Origin of the sequence: Rubripirellula reticaptiva (assembly GCF_007860175.1) — a bacterium.
Taxonomy (GTDB): Bacteria; Planctomycetota; Planctomycetia; order Pirellulales; family Pirellulaceae; genus Rubripirellula; species Rubripirellula reticaptiva.
Genome location: NZ_SJPX01000002.1, coordinates 342,616 through 366,240, shown reverse-complemented (window position 1 = coordinate 366,240; position 23,625 = coordinate 342,616). Strand labels below are relative to the sequence as shown.

At 54.8% G+C, this 23,625-nt stretch carries 24 protein-coding genes; 6 read left to right on the top strand and 18 right to left on the bottom strand.

The genetic code is table 11. From position 1 onward, the window contains the following. Positions 1–112: 112 nt before the first annotated feature. The 4 genes from Poly59_RS07610 to Poly59_RS07595 form a co-directional block, all read right to left on the bottom strand. Positions 113–1,015, bottom strand: a complete 903-nt coding sequence (locus Poly59_RS07610) for a hypothetical protein (protein ID WP_246151475.1) — start codon at positions 1,013–1,015, stop codon at positions 113–115. A gap of 19 nt (positions 1,016–1,034) precedes the next feature. Next, positions 1,035–2,162 carry a tRNA epoxyqueuosine(34) reductase QueG gene (gene queG, locus Poly59_RS07605; protein WP_246151474.1) on the bottom strand — a complete coding sequence of 376 codons (1,128 nt, stop codon included), beginning with the start codon at positions 2,160–2,162 and terminating at the stop codon, positions 1,035–1,037. Positions 2,163–2,285: 123 nt separating this feature from the next. After that, complete coding sequence (locus Poly59_RS07600; RefSeq protein ID WP_246151473.1) at positions 2,286–2,624, bottom strand: cupin domain-containing protein; 339 nt, start codon at positions 2,622–2,624, stop codon at positions 2,286–2,288. A gap of 66 nt (positions 2,625–2,690) precedes the next feature. Next, positions 2,691–3,335 carry a response regulator gene (locus Poly59_RS07595; protein WP_146533506.1) on the bottom strand — a complete coding sequence of 215 codons (645 nt, stop codon included), beginning with the start codon at positions 3,333–3,335 and terminating at the stop codon, positions 2,691–2,693. 303 nt (positions 3,336–3,638) lie between these two features. Here Poly59_RS07595 and Poly59_RS07590 point away from each other — a divergent pair, with 303 nt between their 5' ends. From Poly59_RS07590 to Poly59_RS07575, 4 genes are all read left to right on the top strand, one after another. Next, positions 3,639–5,060, top strand: a complete 1,422-nt coding sequence (locus tag Poly59_RS07590; RefSeq protein ID WP_146533505.1) for a sigma-54-dependent transcriptional regulator — start codon at positions 3,639–3,641, stop codon at positions 5,058–5,060. A gap of 106 nt (positions 5,061–5,166) precedes the next feature. Then, positions 5,167–6,036, top strand: a complete 870-nt coding sequence (locus Poly59_RS07585) for an MlaE family ABC transporter permease (protein WP_390621443.1) — start codon at positions 5,167–5,169, stop codon at positions 6,034–6,036. Beyond that, entirely contained in the window at positions 6,033–6,899 is an 867-nt protein-coding gene (locus Poly59_RS07580) for an ABC transporter ATP-binding protein (protein ID WP_146533503.1), read from the top strand. The genes Poly59_RS07585 and Poly59_RS07580 overlap by 4 nt, the downstream gene beginning before the upstream one ends. Positions 6,900–6,913: 14 nt before the next feature. Beyond that, a complete protein-coding gene (locus Poly59_RS07575) occupies positions 6,914–8,152 on the top strand; it encodes an MlaD family protein (RefSeq protein ID WP_146533502.1) in 1,239 nt (412 codons plus the stop codon). A gap of 52 nt (positions 8,153–8,204) precedes the next feature. Here the strand turns inward: Poly59_RS07575 and atpC are convergent, their stop codons facing one another. The 10 genes from atpC to Poly59_RS07525 form a co-directional block, all read right to left on the bottom strand. Beyond that, a complete protein-coding gene (gene atpC / locus Poly59_RS07570; protein WP_146533501.1) occupies positions 8,205–8,594 on the bottom strand; it encodes an ATP synthase F1 subunit epsilon in 390 nt (129 codons plus the stop codon). Positions 8,595–8,596: 2 nt separating this feature from the next. Further along, the gene (gene atpD / locus Poly59_RS07565) at positions 8,597–10,054 is read right to left on the bottom strand and encodes a F0F1 ATP synthase subunit beta (RefSeq protein ID WP_146533500.1); all 1,458 of its coding nucleotides are present in this window, start codon (positions 10,052–10,054) and stop codon (positions 8,597–8,599) included. A gap of 92 nt (positions 10,055–10,146) precedes the next feature. After that, positions 10,147–11,037 (bottom strand): ATP synthase F1 subunit gamma, encoded by an 891-nt coding sequence (atpG, locus tag Poly59_RS07560; RefSeq protein ID WP_146533499.1) that lies wholly within the window; start codon positions 11,035–11,037, stop codon positions 10,147–10,149. Between the two features lie 96 nt (positions 11,038–11,133). Next, a complete protein-coding gene (atpA, locus tag Poly59_RS07555; protein ID WP_146533498.1) occupies positions 11,134–12,657 on the bottom strand; it encodes a F0F1 ATP synthase subunit alpha in 1,524 nt (507 codons plus the stop codon). Between the two features lie 124 nt (positions 12,658–12,781). Then, entirely contained in the window at positions 12,782–13,411 is a 630-nt protein-coding gene (gene atpH / locus Poly59_RS07550) for an ATP synthase F1 subunit delta (RefSeq protein WP_146533497.1), read from the bottom strand. Between the two features lie 15 nt (positions 13,412–13,426). After that, positions 13,427–14,134, bottom strand: coding sequence for a F0F1 ATP synthase subunit B (atpF, locus tag Poly59_RS07545; RefSeq protein ID WP_246151472.1), 708 nt, complete (start codon positions 14,132–14,134; stop codon positions 13,427–13,429). Positions 14,135–14,252: 118 nt separating this feature from the next. Beyond that, positions 14,253–14,507 carry an ATP synthase F0 subunit C gene (gene atpE / locus Poly59_RS07540; protein WP_146533495.1) on the bottom strand — a complete coding sequence of 85 codons (255 nt, stop codon included), beginning with the start codon at positions 14,505–14,507 and terminating at the stop codon, positions 14,253–14,255. Between the two features lie 110 nt (positions 14,508–14,617). Then, the gene (gene atpB, locus Poly59_RS07535; RefSeq protein ID WP_146533494.1) at positions 14,618–15,640 is read right to left on the bottom strand and encodes a F0F1 ATP synthase subunit A; all 1,023 of its coding nucleotides are present in this window, start codon (positions 15,638–15,640) and stop codon (positions 14,618–14,620) included. Further along, a complete protein-coding gene (locus tag Poly59_RS07530) occupies positions 15,637–16,167 on the bottom strand; it encodes a hypothetical protein (protein ID WP_222436060.1) in 531 nt (176 codons plus the stop codon). Before Poly59_RS07530 ends, atpB begins: the two co-directional genes overlap by 4 nt. Further along, positions 16,164–16,484 (bottom strand): AtpZ/AtpI family protein, encoded by a 321-nt coding sequence (locus tag Poly59_RS07525; protein WP_186776083.1) that lies wholly within the window; start codon positions 16,482–16,484, stop codon positions 16,164–16,166. The genes Poly59_RS07530 and Poly59_RS07525 overlap by 4 nt, the downstream gene beginning before the upstream one ends. 836 nt (positions 16,485–17,320) lie before the next feature. On the opposite strand from Poly59_RS07525, the gene Poly59_RS07520 reads away from it, so the two are divergent. Together Poly59_RS07520 and Poly59_RS07515 are read left to right on the top strand one after the other, a co-directional pair. Continuing rightward, positions 17,321–18,688 (top strand): DUF4912 domain-containing protein, encoded by a 1,368-nt coding sequence (locus tag Poly59_RS07520; RefSeq protein WP_146533491.1) that lies wholly within the window; start codon positions 17,321–17,323, stop codon positions 18,686–18,688. A 139-nt stretch (positions 18,689–18,827) separates the two neighbouring features. Continuing rightward, complete coding sequence (locus Poly59_RS07515; protein WP_246151471.1) at positions 18,828–19,601, top strand: ThuA domain-containing protein; 774 nt, start codon at positions 18,828–18,830, stop codon at positions 19,599–19,601. Positions 19,602–19,696: 95 nt separating this feature from the next. On the opposite strand, the gene rpoN is transcribed toward Poly59_RS07515, so the two are convergent. The 4 genes from rpoN to mqnE form a co-directional block, all read right to left on the bottom strand. Continuing rightward, positions 19,697–21,196, bottom strand: a complete 1,500-nt coding sequence (gene rpoN, locus Poly59_RS07510; protein WP_146533489.1) for an RNA polymerase factor sigma-54 — start codon at positions 21,194–21,196, stop codon at positions 19,697–19,699. A gap of 139 nt (positions 21,197–21,335) precedes the next feature. Next, positions 21,336–21,935, bottom strand: coding sequence for a recombination mediator RecR (gene recR / locus Poly59_RS07505; protein WP_146533488.1), 600 nt, complete (start codon positions 21,933–21,935; stop codon positions 21,336–21,338). 5 nt (positions 21,936–21,940) lie between these two features. After that, complete coding sequence (locus Poly59_RS07500; RefSeq protein ID WP_146533487.1) at positions 21,941–22,300, bottom strand: YbaB/EbfC family nucleoid-associated protein; 360 nt, start codon at positions 22,298–22,300, stop codon at positions 21,941–21,943. Positions 22,301–22,373: 73 nt separating this feature from the next. Next, complete coding sequence (mqnE, locus tag Poly59_RS07495) at positions 22,374–23,516, bottom strand: aminofutalosine synthase MqnE (RefSeq protein ID WP_146533486.1); 1,143 nt, start codon at positions 23,514–23,516, stop codon at positions 22,374–22,376. Positions 23,517–23,625: the final 109 nt, after the last annotated feature.

Genomic DNA, 23,625 nt, shown 5'->3' with positions numbered 1-23,625 from the left:
GAAACTTCATGTTCCGAGTCTTCAGCCTATCGGCGAGCTCCTGCGGCGGCAAGCCGAAAAGGATGTCTGTTGCTAGCAACGCGTTCAGGCGGGCGGTACTTGATGGCCCTGGCTATGCTTTAGCGAGTCGTTCTAGCGGAACATAGAATTTGGTGTATCGCTTGCCATCGCTGAACGGTTCGCCTTTGGGGTCCGCGACCAGCACGGTCGCTCGTCGGGTGATTCGGTTGACGCGGCCCATCACCACTTTTCCGTCCGCCTTGAACTTCACTTTGTCGCCAACTCGGATGTCAAACTTGATCGCTGCGCGTTCTCGCTGGGTGATCAGTTGATGACGGTAGTCCGTATGAGCGAAGTAGCGATTCGCGATCGATTGAAAACGTGATTCGCTGCAATTTCCATCGTTCCAAATCAACATCTCGATCAGATGCGTGAACTCGTGTTCGGTCACTCGCTGCATCGCTTCCAAGCGATCACGACATTGCCGTCCGGTGACTTCGACTGGACGATTGACGTCTTCGAAAGTTTGGAACAGCAGAGTGGATGACAGGATCAGTTCGAATTTACGCGGACCGGTTCGTTTGCCGCTCGGGTAGTGAGTGACCATCTTTCCGGCGACGCTAGTCATTCGCGACGAGACGCCAAAGGTTAAACCTTCGGCCATCGCGATGGGGAGGACTTTACCGTCGAAAAAACGGTCGTCATACATGCGAATCATTCGCATCACATCGTCGCGGCTGATCCGAGTGAAGTTGGGCCGGTTGATGTCGCGGCTGAGTTGCAACGTTTGGTCGTAAATTTCGCGTTGCATCCGATCAATTTCCTGGCGAGGAAACGTTCGCAGCGCAACTTCGCCGGCAAGTTTGCTGAGCAGCGCCGGATCGCGTGGCTTGATCGGTTCTCTCTTCTTTGAATTTGAACGAATTGAATCCGTGGCCGACGGAGGCGCAGCGTAGCTTGCCGCCGGTTGACCGACTCGCGAGAACACACGCTTGATTTTTTCGTAACGCGACATGGCCCCAATGATACCGAAATCAGATTAACGCGCCATCGAGCTCAGCAGTCACGTCGGAATCCGTCTCGGTTTTTCGCAAGTTCCGCAGAGACGCTATTGCCGCTTCGGTTCCGATCTTTCCCAGGGCCCAGACCGAAGCACCGCGGATGATTGGATCTTCATCGGCCAATCCAATCAATAGCGGCTCGATCGCCGACGGATCCGCTTGGTTCCCCAGCACGATCGCTGCGTTCCGCAGCATTCCGCGACGGCGGGTTCGCCACATTGGCGACTTGCGAAACCGGGTCCGAAACTCCGTATCACTGATCGAGAACAGTTCACCCAAATCAAGCGACTCGATCGGCTGGATCGAGCGTTCATCGCGGCGTGACGGCTTTCGATTCCACGGACAAACTTCTTGGCAGACATCGCAGCCGAAGGCCCAGTCGCCGATCCCAGGCCTAAGCGATGGATCAATCGGGCCACGGTGTTCGATCGTCAGGTAGCTGATACATCGGCTGGCATCCAGAACCCCGGCATCGACAAACGCATCGGTGGGGCAAGCGTCTAGGCATGCCGTGCATGTGCCGCAGTGCATCGCCGAAAATGGTTCACTAAGCGGTAGGTCGACGTCGGTTAAAACGCAGGCCAGAAAGAAATAGCTTCCTAGTCCGGGGTGGATTAGTAACGTGTTTTTTCCGCGCCAACCCAAGCCTGCCAACTGGGCGATCTCGCGTTCCGAGATCGGTGCCGTATCGACGACGCCTCGCGCGGCCGCACCGGGAACCGCCTCGTTGATGATTCGGCAGATCCGTTTTAGTTTTGGATGAATGACGTCGTGGTAGTCGATGCCCGACCACGCGTAGCGAGCGACTTTGCCGTGTCCCTGTGAAAGGTGCCCCTGTGGCGAGTTGGCTTGATCACGATTGCTGGGGTTTCGTGATGCGTAGGGAAAAGCTAACGCGACGATCGATTTTGCACCGTCAAGTACGCCGGCGGGATGCTGGTAGGCATCGATGCGGTCGGCAAGGTACTGCATCTGGCCGGCATACCCGGCTTCGATCCAGCGGATCAAATCAGACTGGCCAGCTGACTCGATCGCGGGTGCGACACCACATAGAACGAAGCCGTCTTCGTCGGCGGCACTACGAATGGTGTCTAGCAGCATCGACGTCAAAGAATCCTGATTTAAACCTAGGCAACGAAGTAACGAACTGTGTCCCATCCCAGGTTATCATGAACTAAGGCATTCCACACGCGCCGCCCGTTCATTGACGGCTGCTTGAAAAAATCAAACGTCGGGGCTCGAAAAGACCGCCAACCAGATCGTGGGTTCGTTTGGTGAGGTCCACGCAACCCGGTGGCGTTTGTGAGCGGGGATGTTGATCCAGTCGCCCGGTCCAAGTCGCGAGGTTTCGGTTTCGTCGTCAAACTCGATGGTCGCTTCGCCCTGAATTACCGCCACCCATTCGTCGTCGGATTGGTCGTACCAGAAACCATCAGGACTTTGGTGACCCTGGGAAACGATCCGTTCGATTCGAACGTGCTTGCCGGTCACGAGTGCTTCGGTCAGTTCGACGCTGACGCTGTCTGGCAGGCTTCTGCTCAGATTGTCACCGTGCATTTTCATTCGGGCTCGGGCTGAATTTAGGCTCAGGCGTGATTGACGTTTGGGCGACTAGGCTGCAGTGAGTTTCTAGTCAGCAAGTCCCAGCTTAACCGCTCGGACGGCTGCGTCGGTGCGATCAGTGGCGCCTACCTTTCGCAAAATGTTTTGCACATGTTCTTTGGCCGTTTCAACGCTAATGCTAAGTGATTTGGCAATCTCTTTGTTGCTAAGCCCGAGTGCCATGTGACGCAGCACTTGAGCTTCGCGTCCGGTTAGCGGTAGTTCGGGCGGCAGGTCTTTAGGATCGATTTCTTGCCGCATTAAGCTGGAAATCTTTTCCAGACGACTTTCGCTGGGCCGACTCAGGCCGCTTGCGACGCAGGACAACGCGTCGTGCATTTTCTGAAACGAGACGCCTTTGAGTAGATAATCGACCGCGCCGAGCGCCGCCGCTCGCGCGATGTAGGTCGGATTGTCATAGGCGCTCATCACGACGACTTTCAAGGATTCATGTTTGTTCTGCATTTTCTGCAGCACATTGAGACCGTCGAGCTTCGGCATCTGAATGTCCAGCAGCACCAGATCAACGTTGGAGTTTTCGTCTAGGTGGACCAACGCCTCTTCGCCGCTCGATACCGATCCGACGACTGAGAAACCTTGAGCCTGCAGCAGGTCCGATATCCCGTTACGCGCAACTTCGTGGTCGTCAACGATCAATACTCTCAACGTCATCCGTTCTATGCCTATCTCGTAGAGTCATCCGTGCTTCGGTCATTCCTGGCCTTCCAATGCGAGAAGCCGCACACATCAGGCTGTTCACGATTGTTCACTAGTGAAGACTTTTCTACTAGCGGGTGTTCGTCGACGTAAGTCCATTCTGCGAAACAACTTGTCGTCGTTTTGGTGACAGTTTTCTGGGTTTTGAGCTTTGCAGGCTGCGGAAACTTTGACGGTGTTCGAAATGTGACCTAAATAACTGTGGTCGATTTTCAACAATCCGACTGTTCGACATTTTTGAGCCGACTCGGAATCCTCATGACACCTTCTGCTTCCATATTGTTGGTCGACGACGACCGCCACCTCGCCGAATCCATGGCTCAGTGGTTACGCGAACTTTCGCATCAAGTCGAGACCGTCGCGACGCTTGCCGAAGCGAAGGCGTCGCTGGCGAAACGTCCGTTTGACCTCGTCATGACGGATTTGCGGCTTGGCGGCGAAGACGGTTTCGATCTGATCGGCTACGCAAAAAAGAAACACCCTGACGTTGCGGTGTTGGTGATTACCGGATACGCAACGCCCGAAACGGCCGTCGAAGCTGTCCGCGCCGGCGCCTACGATCTGTTGACCAAGCCATTGATCGACGACGAGTTGACGTTGGCGATCGAACGAGCCATCAGCCAACGCGAAATCACCCGTCAAAACGAAGACCTGCGTCAACAACTTGATCGTCGCAGCGGTTTGGAAAACGTGCTCAGCCACGACTACCGAATGCTGAAGATTTTCGACGTCGTCGATTCCATCGCCGATGCTCGCGCATCCGTGTTGATCACCGGCGAAAACGGAACCGGCAAAAGCATGATTGCTCGGGCCATTCATGCTCGCAGCATGCGTCGATCGGGCCCATTTGTCGAAGTCGCCTGTGGAGCATTGCCTGATACGCTGTTGGAAAGCGAACTGTTCGGCCACGTTGCTGGTGCTTACACCGGCGCCAATACGGACCGCGCCGGCAAGTTTCAATTGGCCGACGGCGGCACGCTGTTTCTTGACGAAATTGCGACTGCCACGCCCGCGATGCAGGTCAAGTTGCTTCGCGTCCTGCAAGAATTCAAGTTCGAACAGCTCGGCGGCGTCGAAACCCACTCGGTCGACACGCGAGTCATCCTGGCGACCAACGAAAACCTGGACAAAGCAGTCGAGGATGGCCGATTTCGCCAAGATTTGTACTACCGCGTCAACGTGGTCAACATCGTTTTGCCCTCGCTGCGTGAACGGATTGGTGACCTGCCGTTGCTGGTCGATCACTTCCTGCGTGAAGCGGCCGAGACGTGTGGCCGTGACGTCGAGTGCTTTAACGTTGAAGCGATCCAGGCGATGCAGTCTTACGCATGGCCGGGAAACATTCGTCAGTTAGAAAACGTCGTCGAGCGTGCCGTTTTGCTGGGCCGTGGGCCTGTCCTGACGGTTGACGACTTGCCGCCCGAACTGACCGGCAAGGGAGTGGAACCGGGATTGGCCACGACATCCTCTGGCAACCGCGCAGTTAGCTTGGGCGATGTGAATGGCAAAACGCTGCGAGAAGCCCTGGAAGGCCCCGAGCGTCAAATCATTCTGCAATCGCTGCGATCCAACGGTTGGAATCGTGCTGCGACGGCCGAGACGCTTGATATCAATCGAACGACGCTCTACAAGAAAATGAAACGTCTGGGGTTAGATGACCCCCGCCTGCAGTTTGCTTAGACGCGGCCCGATAATCTTTCTTAATCCTCAAGGTCTAGCCGACCGATACAATCGTTAGTGTTACCGATCGTGTCCGTGCGCTTGAACTGTATTGAGGTCAAACCCCGTGTCTGAGTCGGCTGCATCCATTTCCAGTTTGCCCCGCCATGACGCCGCGTCACCGCTTCGTCGTTGGGTGACAGAGTGGGGTTCAGCCGTCGTTGACGCGATCGTTTCGATCGGCGACCTCAGCCTGTTTACGTGGCAAATGCTGCGTTGGATGTTCACGCGGTTGCCGTCGCGCGGCACGTTGATGATCAACTTTTACCAAGTTGGTGCGCTAAGCCTGCCAGTGGTGGCGCTAACCGGTACCTTCATTGGAATGGTGCTGGCCGTCCAAAGTTATGCTCAGTTTCACGCCATCGGTTTAGAATCTCGGTTGGGTGTGGTCATCAACAGTTCGCTGGTGAAAGAACTTGGTCCCGTTTTGGCTGCCACGATGCTGGCTGGCCGAGTCGGCAGCGCGATGGCGGCGGTTCTTGGGACGATGCGAGTGACCGAGCAGATCGACGCACTGACGACCATGGGTGCTGATCCGATTCACTACTTGGTGGTGCCTCGGTTCTTGGCATGCATCCTGTTGATTCCGGCATTGACGGTAATGGCCGACTTCATGGGGATCGTTGGCGGGTATTTCTACAGCGTCATCATTTTGGGAATCGATCACGCCGCTTACTTGAATCATTCACGCGATGGGGTTGCGGGATTCGATCTGTTCAGCGGAATCTTCAAGAGCATTTTCTTTGGCGGGATCATTGCGATCGTGTCGTGTTATCGCGGGTTCAATTGCGAACCCGGAGCCGAAGGAGTGGGTAAAGCAGCGACGACGGCGTTCGTCTATTCATTCGTTCTGATTTTGAGTGTCGACCTGTTTTTGACCATCGTTCTGAACTCGATTTACTCTGCTATCTATCCGTCGGGAGCATCATTCCTATGAATACGCCTTCCTACGATGAAGATGGTTTCGAAGAATCCGCCGTCGGTGGCACGGCGGTCGCGGAAAACTTGCTAGAGGTGCGAGAGGTTTCGGTTCAGTTTGGCGGCCCTTGGGTTTTGCGAGACATCACTCTGTCGATCGCACGTGGTCAAACGATCGCGATCATTGGCGAGAGTGGATGTGGTAAGACCGTGTTCATGAAAACGCTGGTCGGACTGGTCTCGCCAACCATGGGAGCAGTCGACTTCGACGGCCAAACACTTGCCAACGTCAGTCGTGAAGAATTGTCCAATATCCGGCGACGGATTGGGTTCGTCTTTCAAAACGCGGCCTTGTTTGACAGCATGTCGATCTTTGACAACGTTGCCTTTCCACTTCGGCAAAACGATCCAAGTGTCACTGAACCTGATGTTCGTGACCGGGTAATGATGCACTTGGCCGAAGTCGGTTTGCCATCCGACGTGACTCGCAAACGACCAGCTGAATTGTCGGGCGGGATGCGAAAACGAGTTGGCCTAGCGCGGGCCTTGATTCTGCGTCCGGACTTGCTTGTCTATGACGAGCCCACCACGGGACTCGATCCGATTATGAGCGACGTGATCAACGAATTGATTCTCGATACGCGTCGTCGTTATCCCGTGACTAGCGTTGTGGTGACTCACGACATGCACACCGCGCGAAAAGTGTCTGATCGAGTCGTGATGTTTTATCCGCGCCGTCGTTTGAATGAAGACGACTCGCAAATCCTATTTGATGGTTCGCCGAGTGACTTAGAGCATGCGGTCGACCATCGTGTCCGACAATTCGTTCGAGGCGAAGCCGGCGAAAGGCTCAGCGAAATGGCCCGAGGATTGGAAGACTAACGCTTCAAAGAATAATGGACGAAAATAAACTAAAATTCGGCGTCGGCGTGCTGGTCATTTCATCGATCGGTGCTGCCATCATCCTGACGTTCTTGTTCGGCGCTTTTCCCAGCGTGTTCAACAATGAGTACTCGTTGAATGTCGCGTTCGAATCGGCCGAAGGCATTGGGCTTAATACGGCCGTTTATCGGGATGGAGTGCAGATTGGCCGGGTCTCGAAAATTCGTCTGCAAGAAGAGGGTGGCGTGCTGGTGTCGCTTGCGATGGACGCCGACCAACGTTTAACGCATCGTTACGTGCCGCGAATTGGATCAGGCAACTTGGTTACTGGCGACTCGAAGCTCGAGTTCGTGCGAGCCAACCCGGATTCAAGCATCTTGCCGGAAGAAATTCGTAAAGATCCCAAGTTGCTAAACGCAGAGTTTTCCGACGATGAGTTTCTAAAATACGGATCCAAAACGCCTAGTATGTTCGACATGCAAAATGGGATTCAATCCAGTGTGGATGCGATCCAACTGGCTGCTCAATCCATTTCGAACGCGGGTGAGAGCGTCAACCAATTGGCTATCGAAGTTCGCCAAGTCGTCAGCGGTACTGACGGACGCATCGACGCTGTTTCGCAAGAAGCAGTCGAGGCGCTTGAGGAGTTTCAGGGCGCGATTCGCGATGCTCGGGCAATCATTGGAAATCCTAAGACTCGTGCTGACCTAGAGGCGTCGATTGCTGAATTGCCGGTCTTGTTGAGAGGGGCTCGCGAGACCTTGGATGCGACGCAAGAAACGTTCAAGAGTTTCGAACGAGTCGGCGTTCAATTCGAAAAGGTTGGTGCGATTGCCGAAGACGCGGTCGAATCGGCAAAGAAGACCGTCGATGGTGCCAATGGTGTGATCGGCAATGCCGAGAAGACGTTTGCGAACCTAGAAAAGTTCACCGAACCATTTGCTGCACGCGGCGACGAATTGGCCGAGCAGGTGTTGTTGACACTTGGTTCGGTTGAGCGAACCCTGGCGCAAGTCGAAGTCTTTGCCGGAGCGCTCAACAACAGCAACGGAACCGTCAAACGGTTGCTAGAGGACGACGAACTGTACTATCAGGTTCGTCGCACGGTCGAAAATATCGAAATGGCAACCGCTCGAATTCGCCCAATCATGGACGATGTGCGAGTCTTTACGGACAAGATCGCCCGAGACCCGCGTGAGCTGGGCGTGCGAGGTGCACTGAGCAAACGACCAAGCGGTTCAGGGCTGAAGTAGGCCAGGAATTGTTCTGCCCCAAATCAGCGTGAATGCCTCGTTGCCAAAAGTCTTAGCTTGACGCTCGGACTTTGCCGCGTGCCTTGCGAATAGCAACTTGCTTGATGGCCATTTCTTCTTGCTTTGAACTAGGCAACGCGCGAGCGTCATTGAGTTCTTCGCGGGCCTTTTCGCTATCGATCAAATCGACAGGAATCAGACGGCCAGTCAAAATGTTGACGATATTGTTTTCGACTTGAGCGAACCCACCGTCAACATAATATCGTTCCGGTCCGGCCGCGGTTTGCAAACGCAGTGTGCCGTAACCGAGCCGGCCAATCATGGCGGCACGGCCTTTCAGCACACCCAAGTCACCATCGTCCATCGGCAACGAGATGTAGTCGGCTTCGCGGTCAAGTTCGGTTTTCTCGGGCGTCACAACGACGCATCGCAGAGATGCCATGATTACTTAGCCTTTTCTTTCTCAGCCATTTTCTTGTCTTGTGCTTCGGCTTGCTCGATTGCACCGACGTACATGAACGCTTGTTCGCGAAGGTGATCCCATTTGCCGTCACAGATTTCTTCGAAGCTGCGAATCGTATCGGCCAATGAGGTGATTTCACCCTTCTTGCCGGTGAAGACTTCGGCGACCAAGAACGGCTGGCTCATGAATCGTTCAATGCGGCGAGCGCGGTGAACGATCATCTTGTCCTCTTCGCTTAACTCGTCAACACCAAGAATCGCGATGATGTCTTGAAGTTCGCGGTAACGTTGCAGAATCGTTTGCACGCGGCGAGCGATCGCATAGTGACGTTCGCCGACGTACTGAGGGTCCAAAATCCGCGAGTTCGATGCCAACGGATCGATGGCAGGGTAAATTCCCTTTTCCGAAATCGATCGTTCCAAGTAGATAAACGCATCCAATTGGCTAAAGGCCGTCGCAGGTGCAGGGTCGGTCGGATCGTCGGCAGGAACGTAAACGGCTTGTACCGATGTGATCGCACCGCTCTTGGTCGATGTGATTCGTTCTTGCAACGCACCCATTTCGGTGGCCAGCGTTGGCTGGTAACCCACGGCCGAAGGCATCCGGCCCAGCAGAGCCGATACTTCCGAACCAGCTTGCGAGAAACGGAAAATATTGTCAACGAATAGCAACGTGTCCGCACCCGTGGAATCACGGAAGAACTCGGCCATCGTCAGAGCCGACAAAGCAACGCGAAGACGCGAACCTGGTGGCTCGTTCATTTGACCGAACACCATGCAGGTTTGTTCAATGACCTTGCGACCGGTGTCACCGATGACGGCTTCTTGCATTTCAAGCCACAGGTCGGTGCCTTCGCGAGTTCGTTCACCGACGCCTGCGAAAACTGAGTAACCGCCGTGAGCACTAGCGATCCGCGCGATCATTTCCGTCAAAATAACGGTCTTACCCAGTCCTGCACCGCCAAATAGACCGGCCTTACCACCGCGGACGAACGGGGTTAGAAGGTCGACCACCTTGATCCCGGTTTCGAAAATTTCGGTGTTCGTCGATAATTCGTTGACCGAGGGAGCTTGGCGGTGAATCGGACGATAATCTTCGGCGTTGACCGGGCCGCGGCCGTCAATGGTTTCGCCGAGCACGTTGAAAACACGTCCGAGAGTGGCTTGGCCAACCGGAACCGTCACAGGCTTGCCTGTGTCGATGACTTCCATGCCTCGCATCATGCCTTCGGTGCTACCCAAAGCAATCGCCCGAACGCGTCCGCCACCGAGGTGCTGTTGCACTTCGCCGGTCAAGCGAATCGAAACACCCTTGTGTTCCGACGTGACCGTGACCGCGTTGTAGATCGGAGGCAACTTGCCTTCGGGGAATTCGATGTCGAACGTCGACCCAATGACCTGGGTAACGCGGCCATTGGCAGTTTCAATTGCGGTGGACATGGGAAGAACAGGTTTTAGGGGTTAGGTATTGAGTGTTAGGTTTTGGTTGACGGGCCATTGTGACGTGTGGCTCGCAGTCGATTTTCAGCGATCTAGCCTTCCAAGGCTTCGACGCCGCCGATGATTTCCATGATTTCGCCAGTGATTTGACTTTGGCGAGCACGGTTGTAGGTCATCGATAGTTGCTTGATCATGTCGCCAGCACTCTCGGTGGCTCCCTTCATCGCAATCATCCGAGCCACTTGCTCGCTAACTGCTGAATCCAAGAAGCACTTGAAGAGTTTGGCTTTGAAGCTGGTTGGTACGACTTCTTCGAGGATGCTTTCTGCGGACGGCAAGAATTCGTACTCGACCGATGGTCCGCCGGCACTGGTTTCCCGTTCGTCATCGTCGTCCGAAAGCGAACCGAGCGGCAGCAAGGTTTGGACGGTTGCGACTTGGCGGCTGGTGCTGATGAACTTGGTGTAAACAACATCCAAACGATCGATTTCGCCAGCGATGTATTGTTCTAAGTAACGATCAGCAATTTTTTCAACTTCGGCATAAGCCGGTTGGTCTTCGAATTGCAGATAAGTTTGATCAGTGGCTACGCCGCGAAATTTGAGACCGTTGATGCCTCGCTTACCGCTGACGTCGACATCAACCTTATCGATCGAGCCCTTTAGTTCTCGAATCAGTGGCATCGTTGCTCGCAGAACACTTGCGTTGTAACCGCCGCAAAGACCTCGGTTGCTTGACAGAACCAGTACACGAACTGCTTCCGGGTTTTCGCGTTTCTCCAACAATGGGTGCTGAACTTCCGTGCCTGCCTCGGCCAAGCTGGAGACGATTTTCGAAAGACGATCGGTGTAAGCCGTTACGGCCGCGGCGCGGTCCATCGCTTTCTTGTAACGAGCCGTCGCAATCAATTCCATCGTCCGCGTGATCTTGCGAATGTTGCGAATTGATTTGCGGCGTTTATCGAGGGCGCGAGCGTTGGCCATGGATCTTTACAGGTAATTTAGTTTACGTTTTAGCTTCGTAGGCTGGAACCGTTCCCACCGAGGTCGGAACGGATCCGGCATTGGATGTCGGCAGTCTTAAACGGCCGATTCAACGACCTTGTAACCGCTCTTGAAGTCCTTGATGCAGGCTTCGATTTTTTCGGTCACTTCGTCCGTCAGGTCCATCTTGTCTTCGAGCAACGAGATCAAACTCGAGTGCTTGTCTTTGGCAAATTGCAGGAAGTCGATTTCCCACTGCGAAACCGCCTTGACTGGCACGTCGTCCAAGAACCCGCGAGTACCGGCGTACAGGCTAAGCACCTGCTCGGTCACGCCCATCGGGCGATACTGTGGTTGCTTGAGCAATTCGACCATGCGGTAACCGCGGTCAAGTTGCGACTGAGTCGCGGCGTCCAAGTCGGTGCCGAGCTGTGCGAAAGCTTCCAAAGCACGGAACGCAGCCAAGTCCAAACGCAAACCGCCAGCAACCTTCTTCATTGCCTTGACCTGAGCCGCACCGCCCACGCGAGACACCGAAATACCGGCGTTCATCGCAGGCCGAATACCGGCAAAGAACAAGTCGGGTTGCAGGTAAATCTGTCCGTCGGTGATCGAAATCACATTCGTGGGGATGTAAGCCGAAACTTCACCTTCGAGCGTTTCAATGATCGGAAGACTGGTGATCGAACCGCCACCAAGTGCATCCGAAAGCTTGGCCGAACGTTCCAGTAATCGACTGTGACAATAAAACACGTCACCTGGGTAAGCTTCACGGCCCGGTGGACGACGCATCAAAAGGCTCATTTGACGATAGGCCGTCGCTTGCTTGGACAAGTCATCGTAAACGATCAGAGCATGGCCGCCGTTGAACATGAAGTGTTCAGCCATTGCGGTGCCGGCGTAGGGTGCAACGTACTGCATCGGAGCAGGTGCGGACGCGCCGGCGACGATCACGGTCGTGTACTCCATCGCACCACTTCGCTCCAGCACGTCGATGATCCCTGCAACCGCCGAGTCCTTTTGGCCGATGGCGACATAGAAGCACTTAACGCCCTTGCCTTTTTGGTTGATGATCGCGTCAATCGCGATTGCCGTTTTTCCAGTCTTGCGGTCGCCAATGATCAGTTCGCGTTGACCGCGTCCGATCGGCGTCATCGCGTCGATGGCTTTCACACCCGTCTGCATCGGTTCAGTCACCGGTTGGCGCTCTGCCACGCCCGTTGCGATGATTTCCACGGGACGGGTGATATCAGTTTGAACCGGACCCTTGCCGTCGAGTGGGTTGCCGAGCGGGTCAAGAACGCGGCCGACCACTGCGTCGCCAGCAGGAACCGACAGCAACGTGCCTAGAGCTTTGACTTCGTCGCCTTCCTCGATCGTTAGGTAATTGCCGAGGATGATGATCCCGACCGAGTTCTCTTCGAGGTTAAAGGCCAGGCCAATCGCGCCATTGGGGAACTCGACCATTTCACCGGCCATCACACCCGACAGCCCATAGACCCGTGCGATACCGTCACCGACTTCCAGCACGGTGCCGACTTCGCGGACGTCAATCTTGCTATCGAATTGTTCGATTTCTTGTTGCAAGACCGAAGCAATTTCGTCGCTGCTAAATTTCATGATTCTATTAGGTGGTTGTCTTTGTTTCGTTTAACGCCTAGCTGAAAGGCGCCGGCTTTTGAATCGGTTGCTGTCCGAAGGCAAGCCGGCACTTTCGGATCGGGTGTTCAACGATAGGGGGCGTTCACTCGGAAGTGAAATGTTCAAACCGTTCGAGCAACTTGCTCGAAAAGCCTTGGCGAGCCTTCACGGCTAACTTGTCTAGTCGGTTCTTGACACTGCTGTCAAAAACCTTGTCGCCGATGCGAATGACCATGCCGCCGATCAGTTCAGGGTCAACTGATTCGTTCAGCTTGATTTGAGCGTTCATCACCGAACCAAGTCGATTTGCGATTTGATTTCGAGTTTCGTCATCAAGCGGAACTGCTGTCCGAACCGATGCGACCACGCGGCCCATCATGTCATCAAAAATAGTGTCTGCGGCATTGCGAACTGCTGCGATGTAACCAAGGCGATCGCGAGTCACCATCACCTTCAAGAATCGCAATAGCGTCGGATGCAACTCGTCGCCAAAGATCCGATCGATGATGCGGTTCTTTTCGGATTGGCTGACCCGAGGCGACGCGAACGCGGTTCGTAATTGCGGACTGCCCGCCAAGTACTGATCCACGATCATCGACAATTGTCCCACGATCGTTTCGGCGACGCCGTCACCTTGGTTTTTGGCTGCGCCGATCAACGCTCGGGCATAAGTTTTGCCAAGTTGTTCGGCGCCGGTGTCGAGCACCGTATCGTGTTTGACGCTTTGGGTCATGGTATTCGCGTAGGCTTAATTGTTGCTAGGAAGACGCTCGAGCGATTGACGGATCAATTCGGCGTGATCGCCAGAGTTCAGTTCACGACCGACAACGGACTTGGCCAAGCCAATCGCCATGTCGGAAGTCTGCCCTGCCAAGTCAGCAATCGCGACCTTCTTCGCGGTTTCAATGTCCGACAACGCACGCTCGCGTTGTCGTTCGGCTTCCGCTTTCGCGTCATCGACAATTCGTTGACCAGCGGTCTCGGAATCCTTGCGGGCTTCGGCCAACATCGATTGAACCTTCGTGGACGCTTCGTCAATCTTCGATTGATAGTCGTCCAACAGAGCTTTCGCTTCGGCGTTCGCCTTGGCTGCTTCGGTAAGTTCGCCAAAAATCTTGTCTTCACGAGCCTTCAGCCCGCCAAGAATGACCGGCCAAACGAACTTCGACAAAATCGCAAGCACACCCAGGAAAATAGCCAAGTTGCAGACTGCCGAACCGAAGTCGAACTGCAACAAAGGCGGCGTACCGGCTTCGTCACTATGTCCAGCATCAGCGTGTCCTGCGTCTTGATCTGCATGATCAGCCGCGTCACCATCGTGATCGTGACCTTCGTGATCGTGGTCAGCCTCTGCTGCCTTCACCGTTTCGTCAGCCAGAGCAAACGACGACGGAAAATTAGCCACCAACAAAAATAACGACAGCACGACAAGCGGGCGTCCAAAAACGGACAACATCGAATGGCCTTTCAAGATCATTAGGAAAATTCCCAAGCAAACCGCATCGCTTCCCCTAAAACTGATCCGCATACAAAGCGAACCCGTTCAAAAAGAAACTTGACGACTGCGAAACGTATTAGGTGCGGATAAGCAACAGGATCAGTGCGATAACCGTTGCACCTTCAATCAGTGCAGCCGAAATCAGCATTTGGGTCGCGATCGTTCCGCCAGCTTCGGGTTGACGCGAAATCGCTTCAACGGCCGAGCTGCCGATCTTGCCAATGCCAAGGCCGGCACCGACGATTGCCAGACCCATTCCGATACCAACACCCAGGGTGCCAAGACCAGAGTTAACCACTTCTTGTGCCAGCAACGTTGCCATTTCAAACATCTTCTAATTGCTCCTGAGAAAAATCTCGTTCTGTTCTCACCGCACACGAAACAGGATGGTTTGGTGAGTGATTACTAAGGGGGAAAGGGTTTAAGGTTAGTCGTTGATTGTTAGCCGGCTGGATCGGGCATCGGTGTGATGCGTTCAGGCGACATGATTTTGTCCAAGTCCATCTGACCTTCATCGCTGAAGGGATGTTCGTTTTCGTCGTGATCGTCATGGTGATGAACGGTTGCCACTTGCGAGATGAACAGAACGGTCAAAAAGGTAAAGATGAACGCCTGCAAAAAGCAAATGAACAGTTCTAGTAGGGTTAGCACGATGCCGCCGCCGATTACAGCGATTTGAACGCCATAACCGAGTCCAAGCGAGACCTTAACGGCTGTGAAAATTAGACCGATGAAAGCGGCAATCACCAAGTGACCGGCCATCATCGTTCCAAAAAGCCGCATCGCAAGCACGACGCACTTGATGACCAATCCGATCCATTCCAGCACATACAACGGAATGCCGATCGCTAGCATCTTAGGATCATCCCAGCCGATAGGATTGAAGTGCGAAAAGAACGCTTTTGCTCCGGTTTCTCGAATCCCGATGAACAAGATTGCGATGAAACTGCCAAGGGCAAGCACGACATTGAGCGACAAGTTTCCGGTCGCGGTGCCGCCATAGTGCAGATCGTGAGCGTCTTTGGTGAACAGGTACATGATCGATCCGATCGGGATCAAACCAAGCACGTTGGCAAACAGGACGAAGAAGAAAATCGTCCAGACATAGTGAATGTATTTGTCAGTCTTTTCATGCAAGTTCGGACGGACAACTTCGTCGCGGATGAACGTGCACATTGTTTCAAACAACTGAGCCACTCGGCCGCGGGTCTGATAGGCCGCCAGGCCTTCGCCTTTGACTCGCACACGCCGCGATACCCACCAAAACACAATCGTAACCGTGATCGCGGCGACCGCCGTCATCATCAAGTGATTGGTGATGTGAAAGTTGTAGACCCCGTCATAAATGTTCAGGGCCGGAATGTCGCCACCACCGGTTGCGATACTGAAGAGTGGTTCTTCAGTCAACGCGTGCGGAACCACGTGAGAGACAGGATTATCGGCAGATGCGAGCAACAAATTCATCCGAACGTAGAATCCGTCGAGGGTGATTGCGAAAAGTTGACCCGTGAATCCGGCGTCGAATCAATCGACGCGGCTCCGCGGGCGAGAAAGAATATCTCGAGTGAAGTCAGAAGGACATACCACAGGCAAACAAATATGGCGATTGTTTTTTCCGACAAGCCAAATTGATAGCGGCACGCCACGAACAGTGCAACTGTGCCTGCGAATCGAATAGCCATCGCAGCGACGGAGCCGATCAAAAAAAACTGAGCAGTCATAGCGACCCGGCGGCCAGGGCTTAAGTTCTGAATTGACGATTCAGGCTGCTGTAAAAATATCCCCGGTAACATCGCGAAGACGCCGACCATTCCGCTGCCAAGCGAAACAGTAGTCATCAGTGTCGTCAACTGTGGCGCAAGCCAAGCTTGGATCACGCAGGCCAGTGACGATGCGACCAACCAAATGGCCAGTACGCACCACAAGGCGTTCGCAAAAATCTTGCTCGCCTTGGTGTGTGTCATTCGGTCATTCAGAACGTTGGCGGTCACGGGGTGTCGTCTTGGTCTAGTTTCTTGTGTTTCGGTAGGTAGGTAGGTTCGTTGGAACTTTGCAGCGCCAGTCGGATGAATCGGTACATCCCGAATCCAAATCCGACCAACAGCCCGGCGGCCGTCCCAAGCGGCTGCTTGGATCCCAGGTACTGATCGAACGCGTATCCGATTGCAGCCATCGCTAAGCTGGTCCCGGCCAATTCGATCCCCGCACTGACGAACTTCATCCAGGGCCGTTTGTCGCTCTGGTTTGCGTCGCCGGTGCCGTTGGCCTCAAGGTGATCTTGCGAGTGATCTTGTAGGCCATTGGGCATTCGAGTTGCTCGGTCGCTGAGGATGAACTTTGCGGCGAACCGAAAACGGAAGCTCGGCCAATGGCACGAGTGCCAGTGACGGTTTCGCATCCCGTTTTCTTTTGCGGCATTCTGACTGCTAGGGCTGCCACCACCAGTGGCAGCGACGGTTCACCGCACCCCTCTCGTTGGTGTCTTTGTCTGTCTGGTGATCGCGGTGGCGTTCGCGTTCCCTCGTCACCCGTTTGTTGGCGTGCGTCTTCTACCGACCCTCTTATCACATATCGGCCGTTCATCCGCTGACGCTTTCAAGAGCCGCTTGCCAAAATGGCGGTGGACTCAATCGCCGACGGCAGTTTGTCTTTTCTGGGGGGTGACGATGGCACAAATCTGCTGATGCCAAACGGCGAGCGCCACGGTTGCGGGACGAAACCCACCCTTCGATTGGAAGAATGCGGCGTTTGTGGCGTTTGGGCAGGGGGTGTGAGAGTGTTTTTCCCGCCAATGTGGTGGATTTCGGTCTCCAGCGTCTAGAAGTTTCTGTGGACCCTTGGCATAATGATTCAGGTGACGATTGTGCCTTTACGGAAAGTTAAGCTGGGTTTCTAAACCTACAAGTGTGACTGCTGGGATTTGGCAGCATTGCTTGCCGGGGACTCGCCGCTTTTCATCGTTTTCGCACCCCCGCCGGTCACAGCTCGCCTTTGAAAGCTCGCTGCCATGGTGGTTTCGCCGCTCGCTGGGATGCCAAATTGACATGGGGAATGCGATGCACAGCCAGGATGTTGCTGTCATCTGTTTAAACAACACTGAACTACCCGTCCGCTGGTCGGGTTCTGGAATCCTGGGAGGTCCACATGATTACGACCGCAGATTTGAAGGCACAAACACGCCGCGAACTCGCCGATTTGGCGCGGAATTACGGTGTCCCGGGATGGCATGGGATGAAGAAGGATGAATTGGTCGAAGAGATTCGCAAAGTTCACCGGCGGCAACGCCGCAAGGCAGACTCGGGCACTTCAAAAGTAGCGTCCGGAAAGTCGGCTTCACCCAAGGCTGCAGCAAAGGCGAATGGATCTGCAAAGCAGCGCGACGATTCTGCGGTCAGCAAACGGGTGGCGAAGGCGAAGTCGGTGGTCAAAGCTGGTGCGTCTTCGACGAAGTCGGTCTCGGCAAAGCTTGGGGCCAACGCTAGCGAATCCAAGGCCTCAGCGGCCAAGATGCCGAAATCAGGCTCGCATAAGTCTGACCAGCAACGGCTCAATAAACCTGTGCCGAAATTGCCCGAGCCTCGCGTTGACGCGAAGACTGCACGTATTCGGGCTCAGATTCGCAAGCGCCGCGAAACGATGATGAAGAACAAGGATCTCTCGACAGGAACACTGGTCGGTGGGTCGGCGGTCAATAATGGGGCTCAGCGAACTCGCGGCGATGATCCGCACAAGGATCGCGTGGTGTTGATGGTTCGCGATTCATTCTGGTTGCAAGCAACATGGGAAATCACTCGTTCTAGCGTCCAGCGGGCTCAGTCTTCGCTTGCCGAACGATGGCATACCGCGATGCCGGTTTTGCGTTTGTTGGCCGTGGGCGATATTGATTCCAATGGTGCCGAACGGACCGAGCGAGATATTCCGATCCATGGTGGCGTCAATAATTGGTACATCGATGTCGATGAGCCGCCGTCGCGTTTTCGCGTCCTGATTGGTTACGTGACGTCGACGGGCGATTTCTACACGCTTTGCCGCAGCAATGTCGTCGAGACTCCTCAGCCGAACGATTGCGAACGACTGGACGAGCACTGGCACGATATCGCGGAAGACTATGAGCGAATTTATTCGCTAAGCGGCGGCTATGACACCGATGCAGGCGATTTGAAGGAAGTCTTCGAAGAACGTCTTCGTCGCGCCATGCCTCAGCGTGGCGACAAAGGCCAAACCGTTGGCGATCCTTCGTTGCTGCGTCAATCGAGTTTGCCGTTTGATGTGGATGCTGAACTGATCATCTTTGGAAAAACACTCGCGTCGGCGTCGGTTTTGGTGGCCGGTCGTCCCGTGAAGTTGCAGCCAGACGGATCGTTTACCGTTCGCATGCAGTTGCCTGACAAACGGCAAGTTTTGCCGGTGACCGCCGAGAGTCGCGATGGACTACGTCAGCGAACCACGGTCGTCGCGGTCGAGCGGAACACGAAAGTGATGGAACCGGTTGAGCTAGAAGACCGCTTCTAGGTCTTGTTCGCCGCTTTCAAGTTTTGATTCAGGCAAGGAAACGTAAGCGCTCACCCGCTGGCGTTTTCTTGCCTTTTCTTTTTGCCATGCTCAGTTCTGATTCCTTTCCTACCCTTCTTTTTTGTGAGAGTTGATGCCGATGTCGCGATTGCTTCAGTGTTTCGTTCTAGTCCTGGCGTCTAGCGTTTTGGTGGATGCCGGCCGTGTTAATGCCGACGATTTGGCCAAGGGCGACGCCCCAAGTTCGTTGAATATCCTGTTAGTGACGGGCGGTTGCTGTCACGACTATGACTTTCAAACCAAAGCGATGCAGTTGGCGTTCGCCAAGCATGGCGTTGGCGCCGTTTGGACGGTCGTCAACGATGGTGGCACTGGCACCGACGCGCAAATCGACTTGTACAAGAACCCCAATTGGGCCGATGGATTTGACGTGGTCATTCACAACGAGTGCTTTGCGTCCACGACCGACCCGGATTACATCCGTTCGATCACAAAGTCGCATCATGCGGGTACAAATGCCGTAGTGGTCCATTGTGCGATGCACACGTATCGCGACGCCAAGATCAATGATTGGCGAGAGTTCTTGGGAGTGACTAGCCGCCGCCACGATCACCAAAGCCACTATAAAATCGAAGTGGTCGCCAAGGATCACCCGATCATGGACGGGTATCCCGCCGACCATGTCAGCGCGATGGACGAGCTGTACATCATCGAAAAACTATGGCCAACGGCCACTGCGTTGGCGACTTCGGTCAGCGAGAAGGATGGCAAGACCTACCCGGTGCTGTGGACGAACCAGTACGGCAAGGCACGCGTCTTTGGCACGACCTACGGTCATTCGAATGAAACCTTCGAAGACGAAGTGTTCTTGAAGTCACTGGTGCAGGGTGCTAGGTGGGCCGCCGGTAAATAGCTTGCCTCTCGATTGGAAAGCTGGGCGAAAACAGCTTGCGAGATAACAGTGCGGCCAGCCACTAGGCTGGCTCGCCGCTTTCCTTGATGAAGGTTCTATTTTTTCGTCAGCGACCAATCGCGGCGCTGGCGGCTGCTGGGGATCCCCATCTTTTTGCGATACTTGGTGACGGTTCGACGGGCGACGGTCATGCCGGATTTCTTCAGCTCGTCAACCAGCTTTTCGTCGCTGTGGGGATCGCTCTTGTCTTCTTTGTCGATGAGGTCCTGCAGTTTCAGTCGGATCGTATCCCAGGCCACGTCTTCGCCGTCTTCGGTTTGCGTTCCACCGACGAAAAATCGTTTCAGCGGCAGGATTCCGCGTGGCGTTTGGATCCACTTGTCGTCCACTGCGCGGCTGACCGTCGTGACGTGAACGCCAACCTTGTCCGCAATTTGCTGCATTTTTAGCGGCTCGATTGCTTCGGGGCCTTCGTCCAGGAACCGTTTCTGGTGCGTCACGATCGCTTCGGCCACTTTCGTCAGTGTGCTCCGGCGTTGTTCGATCGAATCAATCAACCACTGGGCGCTGTTGATTTTGTTCTTGATGAACTCGCGCTCTTCGGCCGAGCTTGTCGGGTCTTGCAGTCGTCGGCGGTAGTATTCGCTGATGAACAATTGGGGAACCCGGTCGTCGTCCAGGCGGACCGTGTACTCGCCCGATTCGTCGAGTTCCAGGATGATATCAGGTGTTACGTTGGGAACGTACGTTTCCATGAAAGCAGCACCGGGCTTGGGATTGAGCCCATGCAATTCGTCGCGAACCGTTTGGATCAGTTCGATGGAGTAGCTGGTTTTCTTGGCAATCTGGGGCAGCCGGTTTTCGGCCAGGTCCGCCAAGTGATCTCTGATCAGAGTTCGCATTTCTTCGCTGTGAGGAAACGACGATTTGATCTGCATCAGCAAGCATTCGCTCAGGTCTCTGGCGGCGATTCCGACCGGTTCAAGCGATTGGACAATGTCGAGCGCCTTCTCGGCCGTCACCAGGTCTTCAGGTGTGTGGCCGGCTGGTAGCAGGTCGGCCAGCGGCGAGCGCAGGTATCCGCCGTCACGAGCGTCCAGCGTGCTGATGATCCGCTCGGCCATCTGTTCGACATTGTCGTCAATGTCGAGTTCGGCCAATTGGTGCAGCAAGAAATCGTTCAGCGATTCAGGCCGCGATACTGCGTTCGCCATCAAATCGTGGCGACGATCGGCTTCGTCGGACATGCGGTTGGCCGACCGCTTGAAGGACTCGTCGAACGTGTTGGGCAATTCAGAAACCATGTTCTGGAGCCGTTCGAAGTCTTCTTGGTTGCTGTGGTCATTATCGACGACCAGCTCTTTTTCGTTCTCGCTGCGTTCGTCTTTGGACGACGGGTAACCATCGTCACCCTCGTCTGGGGCCAGCGGATCGTTTTCGAGTTGTTCCAGCAATGGATTCTCGTTCATCTCCTGCTCGACGCGTTCTTGCAACGCCATTGTCGGAAGCTGCAGGATCTCCATCGACTGGATCATCCGTGGAGCCAGCTTTTGGGTTTGCAATTGTCGGGCTTGAAGGCCCATCGACATCCGCATGGGAGTCTCTCTAAGAGGAGTTCTATTGCGATCTGGGGTGACAACCTCGAGTCACATCATACCGCACTTGGCTGGCGGTAGAGCGAATTTCGTTCCACCCGTTCGCAATTTTACGACGCAATCCGACAAAGTCTATCGTTTATAGCTTTTGACGGCCCATCAACGCATCAGCAATCATCTCGCGATTGGCATACTCCAAAACGCTTCCGGCGGTGATCCCACGAGCCAAACGCGTGATTTCGACGGGGAATTCGCTCAAAAGGTTGCTGATATAGAGCGTTGTCCCGTCCCCCTCGACAGTTGGGTTTGTCGCCATGATGATTTCGACAAAATTTCCTACTCGGACTCTTTCAACTAGGTCGTCGATCGTCAATTGGTCGGGGCCAATGCCATCAAGCGGAGCAATCCGGCCTAGCAGGACGTGGTAAACGCCCTTGAAGATTCCTGCCTGTTCGAGGCTCATCAAATCCCGCGGCTGTTCGACCACGCAAAGTCGAGTCAGGTCACGGTCAGAGTTCGCGCAAATCCCACAGGTCTCGGATTCCGCCAGATTGAAGCAGGTCGCACAGTACCGGACGTCCTGGCGGACGCGTCGAATCGATTCCGCCAGCGCCAGTGCTTCGGTTTCGCTGACCCGCAGCAGGTGAAATGCCAACCGTTCGGCGCTCTTGCGTCCGACGCCAGGTAAACGTCCCAGCTGTTCCACCAATTCGGCCACAGCGCCCGCGTGCTTGCTCATCGGCCTTAATTGCCTCCGGTCAGCGTCGAAATGACGCTGTCCAGGCCGGGAATCTTCAAGTCCATCTCGTTGACCAAGTGGCTGATCGATTCGGCGTAGAGTTGCTTGGCGGCCGCGCCAGCTGCGTTGGTCGCATCGGCGATCGCTTCTTCCAATTCGCTGCCGGCCAGTTCGCTGTCGTTGATCTGGACCGACTTTACGTGGCCGGTTCCTGACATCGTGACGTGGATCTTGCCGCATCCCGATGACGCGCTGACCGATTCGGATTTCATCCGTTCGTTCAGTTCCTTCATCCGATCGGGCAATTGTTGCAACGATCCCATCATGGAAGCGATGTTGCCGATATTTCCGAGACCTTTGAACATGCGATGGCTCCGCGCGAGGTGCGTATGATGTTGAAGCGGAATTGTACCGTGAAGGCCTCCGCCGGGAACGCGACTAGGCCGTCACCATTTCCTCGATCGACCATTTGGTGAAGTCGTTCTCGTCACGTCGCACTCGGTTGTACACCGTATCTCGCTCGATCGGGTCTCGGCCGGCTTCGGTGATCAAGTTCTTGATGTCGTCGACTGACAAGCACTCGGGCGTCGTCGCGCCGGCGTCGTGATAGATCAGTTCGTGGCGAACCGTGCCGTCGATATCGTCGGCACCGTAGGCAAGCGCTGTCTGAGCGGTCTCGATGCCAAGCATGATCCAGTACGCCTTGATGTGCTGGACGTTGTCCAACATCAAGCGGCTGACCGCCATCGTTCGCAGATCCATCAACCCCGAGGGCTTCTTCAAGTCCGAAAGCTTCGTGTTTTCAGGGTGAAACGCCAGCGGGATGAAGACTTGGAATCCGCCAGTTTGATCCTGCAGTTCACGCAGTCGCATCAGGTGGTCGATTCGGTGGAATGCATTTTCAACATGCCCGTACAACATCGTGCAATTCGTTCGTAGCCCGATTTCGTGTGCCGTTCGGTGGATATCGAGCCACGCATGCGTGTTGGCTTTGTGTTCGCATAGTTGGTCGCGAACTTCAGGGTGAAAAATTTCGGCTCCGCCACCCGGCATGCTACCAAGGCCAGCCTTTCGCATGTCCTCCAAGACCCACTGAACCGTTTTTTTCGTTTGAAACTCAAACCAATTGATCTCAACCGCCGTCCATCCCTTCAAATGGATCTGCGGGAAGTTCTCGTGCAAAGTCTCAATCAGGTGCCGGTACCACTCGTACGGTTTCTGGTGGTGCAGGCCGCCGACGATGTGCATTTCGGTGCAACCGTTGTCGGTCGCTTCTTGACCGCGAGCGATGATCTGCTCGTCGCTCATCACGTAACCTTTGGGGTCGCGCAAATCGCTGCGGAAGGCACAAAATCGGCACCGGTAAACGCAAACGTTCGTTGGGTTCAGGTGCGTATTGATGTTAAAGTAGCCGACGTTTCCGTTCTTTCGTTCGCGGACGAAATTGGCCAGTTCACCGATCGCTTGCAGCGAAACCTGCGGATCGTACAAAAAGATTCCATCGTCCAGCGACAATCGCTCCTCGGCTTCGACTTTGTCACGGATCTCACGGAATCGGGCGTCTCGTTCGGTCGGGGTCATCGTCTTTCAAACCAATCAGGCAGGATTCAAAGCGTCGTATGGGTAGGCCAGGACGGGCCGGGCAATCGGGTCTCTGCTTGCAGTCTAACAACCGCGGCCCTTGGCGCTC